The following is a 3,737-nucleotide window of genomic DNA, read 5'->3' as shown; positions in this document are numbered from 1 at the left end:
ACTTCAAACAGCCTTGATTCAGATCAATGTACAAACCCGGCGGGGATGGACGCGTATGCCCCCGGGCACGCTGCGACCGCTTGACGCACGGGTGCCATGCCGGCAGGCACTCCAATCGACTGGATCTTCCCTGTGTCCCCCTGTGATCCCACGTGAGCATACGCCCCGAAGCCACTGCTGTTGAGACCACCGCCCTGCGTCGGCAGCGCCTGCTGTGGCTGGGCAGCCTCGGCGCGGCCGCGCGCGGGCGCCAGCGCTGGGCGGCGGCGTGCATCTGCGTATCCGGGGCGTTGCTGATCGGCCAGGCCGCCGCCATCGCYTGGCTGATCCAGGCGATTCTGGTCGAACACCGGCCACTGGCCAGCGCCACCCCGGTGCTGGTAGGTCTGCTGGGGGTGTTGACGGTGCGCGCGCTGCTGGCCAGCGCCACCCAGGCTGCCGCGGGCGACGTCGCCGATGCCGCCCGGCTGGCCCTGCGTGAACGGGTGTATCGGCGGCTGCTGGCGCGGGGCCCACTGTGGTTGCGGCAGCAGCGCACGGGCGAGCTGGGTGAGCTGATGCTGACCCATGCCGATGCGATCGAGAATTATTACGGCGGCTACCAGCCGGTGCGGATCGAGGTGGTGGTGGTGCCGCTGCTGATACTGCTGGCCGTGGCCTGGACCGACTGGGTAGTGGCGTTGATCCTGCTGTTCACCGCGCCATTGGTGCCGTTCTTCATGATGCTGGTCGGGTGGGGCGCCGAAGCGGCCGGACGCGCGCAGCTGGGCGAGCTGGCGCGGATGAGCGGGCACTTCGCCGACCGCATCAAGGGCCTGGGCCTGCTGCGCCTGTACGGCCGTGGTGAGGCCGAGCTGGACGGCGTGGCTGCCGCGGCCGAAGGCGTGCGCGAGCGCACCATGAAAGTGCTGCGGATCGCGTTTCTGTCCTCGACCGTGCTGGAATTTTTCGCCTCGGTGAGCGTGGCGATGGTCGCGCTGTACCTGGGCCTGAGCTACCTGGGCCTGATGTCGTTGCATGCGCAGGTGCCCACGCTGGGCGTGGGCATGTTCTGCCTGCTGCTGGCGCCGGAGTTCTACGCACCGCTACGGCGCCTGGCCGCGCATTACCACGATCGCGCCAATGCACTGGCCGCTGCTGCCGAGGTGGAACGCCTGCTCGGCGAACTCCCGCCAGCCACCGATGCCGGCGATGCGCGGGCCGCCGTGCCGCGCGCGCCGGAGCTGCTGGAGCAGCACGCGCCACCGGTGGTGGTGCGCGACCTGGTGCTGCGCCCCGTGGGGGCGCAGCACGATGTGATCCAGCAGCTGTCGTTCCAGATCCAGGCCGGCCAGCGCCTGGCGCTGGTCGGCCCCAGCGGCAGCGGCAAGAGCACGCTGCTCGAAGCACTGGCCGGCTGGCTGCCACCGCAGTCGGGCAGCATCGTGCTGCGTCCTGGCATGGACGTCGGCTATGCAGGACAGCGCCCGTACCTGTTCCACGGCAGCATCGCCGACAACCTGCGCCTGGCCGACCCCGGCGCCACCGATGCGCACCTGCGCGCGGTAGCGGAGGCTGCGCAGGTGATGCGCTTTGCCGCCGGCTTGCCCAAGGGGCTGGACACGGTGATCGGTGAGCGCGGCTTTGGTCTGTCCGGTGGCGAAGCGCGCCGCATCGGGCTGGCCCGGCTGCTGTTGCGCGACCCGCACCTGCTGCTGCTCGACGAGCCGACGGCCTTCCTCGATGCCGACACCGAAGCCGACCTGCTGCGTACCCTGGCCGCGTTCGCGCGTGGTCGCTGCGTGGTGATCGCCACCCATAGCGAGGTGGCGATGCGCTGGGCCGATACGCGGCTCACCCTGAGCGCCACCGGTACGTCGGTGACCACCACGGAGACCTCGGCATGAGCACGCAACGTCCCCCGCGCGCCGCTGCCGATTCGCTGCGTTCGGTGTTCACCCGCCATCGCGGCCGCCTGCTGCTGACCGTGCTGCTGCTGTGGACCACGATGCTGGCCGGCACCGCGCTGCTCGGTCTGTCCGGTGGCTTCCTCACGGCGGCCGCGCTGGCCGGCGCGGCCGGGCTGGGCAGCGGCTTCAACTTCTTCTCGCCGTCGGCGGGCATCCGTGGCCTGACCATGGCGCGCATCGCGTCGCGCTATTTCGAAAAACTGGTCGGCCACGATGTCACCCTGCGCATCGCGCGCGATCTGCGCGTGTGGTTCTTCCGTCGCGCGCTGCCGTTGGCACCGGCGCGGTTGGCCGGCGTGCGCACCGGCGAGCTGCTGGCCCGGTTGATGTCGGACATCGGCGAAGTCGACGGTCTGCTGGTGCGTGCGATCGGGCCATTGCTGGCACTCGGTGGGATATCGCTGGTGGGCGTGGTTTCGGCAGCCCTCATCCATCCGCCGGCCGCGCTGCTGCTGGGCGCGCTGGCGTTGCTGATCGGTGTCGGCGTGCCGTGGCTCACCGTGCGCGGTGCCGGTGAGCAGGAGCGCGACCGCGCGCTGCACCGCGCGCAGCTGCGTGCGCAGTCCTTCGAAGGCCTGGAAGGTGCAGCCGACCTGACTGCGCTGCAGGCGCGCGAGCACTGGAACCTGCGCGTGTTGGTGGCGGCCAAGCAGCTGAAATCGCGCGACCGGCGTCGGCGCTGGCGGTTGATCGGCGGCAATGCGCTGCATGGCCTGTGTGCCGCTGTCGGGCTGGTGGCAATGCTTTGGCTGGCGTTGCATGGCGTTGAAACCGGCGCCATCGATGCAGCGCTCGCGGCCGGGCTGGTGTTCCTCACCGTGGCCCTGCTGGAGCTGTGGGCGGGCATTGGCCTGGCCTGGCAGTCGTGGTTGTCCGGGCGCGTGGCGGCCGGGCGCCTGGAGCAGATCGTGGAGCAGGCGCCGGGCGTGACCGAGCCGCTCGACCCGGTGGCGATGCCTGCACAAGCGGCCACGGTGAGCTTCGAGCACGTCGTCTTCCGTTGGCCGGACCAGGCGCGCGTGCTGCTGGACGGCGTGCAACTCCAGCTGCGCCCGGGCGAGCGCATCGCCATCGGTGGCGACAGTGGCAGCGGCAAGACCACGCTGTCCTCGCTGCTGCTGCGGCTGTGGGACCCGGAAGCGGGCTATGTGCGTTACGGCGGCATCGATATCCGCCAGTTCCGTCAGGCCGACTGGCACCGGCAGATCGCCTGGTTGCCGCAGAACGCGCCGGTGTTTGCCGGCAGCATTGCCGACAACCTGCGCCTGGGCGATCCGCAGGCCAGTGATGCACGCCTGTGGCAGGTGCTGGCCGATGTGCGGCTGCTCGGCTGGGCCGAGCAGCTTGGAGGCCTACAGGCGTGGGTCGGCGAGAACGGCGCCACGATGTCGGCGGGACAGGCGCGCCGGCTGGCACTGGCGCGCGCATTCCTGCGGGAGTCGCCGATCCTGCTGCTGGACGAGCCTACCGAAGGCCTGGATGTGGATACCGCGCATGCATTGCTGCATGACATGGTGGCTGCACTGGGTCATCGGAGTCTGCTGATGATCACCCACGATGAATTGCCTGAGGGCATCGTGCACCGGAGTTATCGCTTGCACGGGGGGCAGTTGCGGTAGGGGGGCCGAAAAGCAGGTCTTGACGCTTGCTGGCATGACGGACAGTCGATTGCAGGACGGATTGCCGACCCTGCAGCGGCCGCCTGGATTCGCCGGCAATGGCCCCGCCATGGAGCAATGTATGGCTCCGCAGTCGGGCGTGTTCTTGGCAGGCGATCCAGGTATGCCG

The 3,737-nt window shown here is 69.8% G+C and carries 2 protein-coding genes; both read left to right on the top strand.

Features of this window, described 5'->3' with window-relative positions; genetic code table 11:
• Positions 1–152: 152 nt before the first annotated feature.
• Complete coding sequence (gene cydD, locus AC1DQP_RS17935) at positions 153–1,886, top strand: thiol reductant ABC exporter subunit CydD (protein ID WP_457318227.1); 1,734 nt, start codon at positions 153–155, stop codon at positions 1,884–1,886.
• On the top strand, positions 1,883–3,568 hold the full coding sequence (gene cydC, locus AC1DQP_RS17930) for a thiol reductant ABC exporter subunit CydC (protein WP_256775616.1): 1,686 nt from the start codon (positions 1,883–1,885) through the stop codon (positions 3,566–3,568). The genes cydD and cydC overlap by 4 nt, the downstream gene beginning before the upstream one ends.
• Positions 3,569–3,737: the final 169 nt, after the last annotated feature.

The sequence above is a fragment of the Stenotrophomonas sp. P5_A8 genome (assembly GCF_056400545.1).
This window is presented reverse-complemented; position numbering and strand designations above follow the sequence as displayed.

What these genes read in the sequence shown, in the direction of transcription:
- cydC (WP_256775616.1), top strand. Translation starts at nt 1,883, where the DNA reads ATGAGCACGCAACGTCCCCCGCGCGCCGCTGCCGATTCGCTGCGTTCG.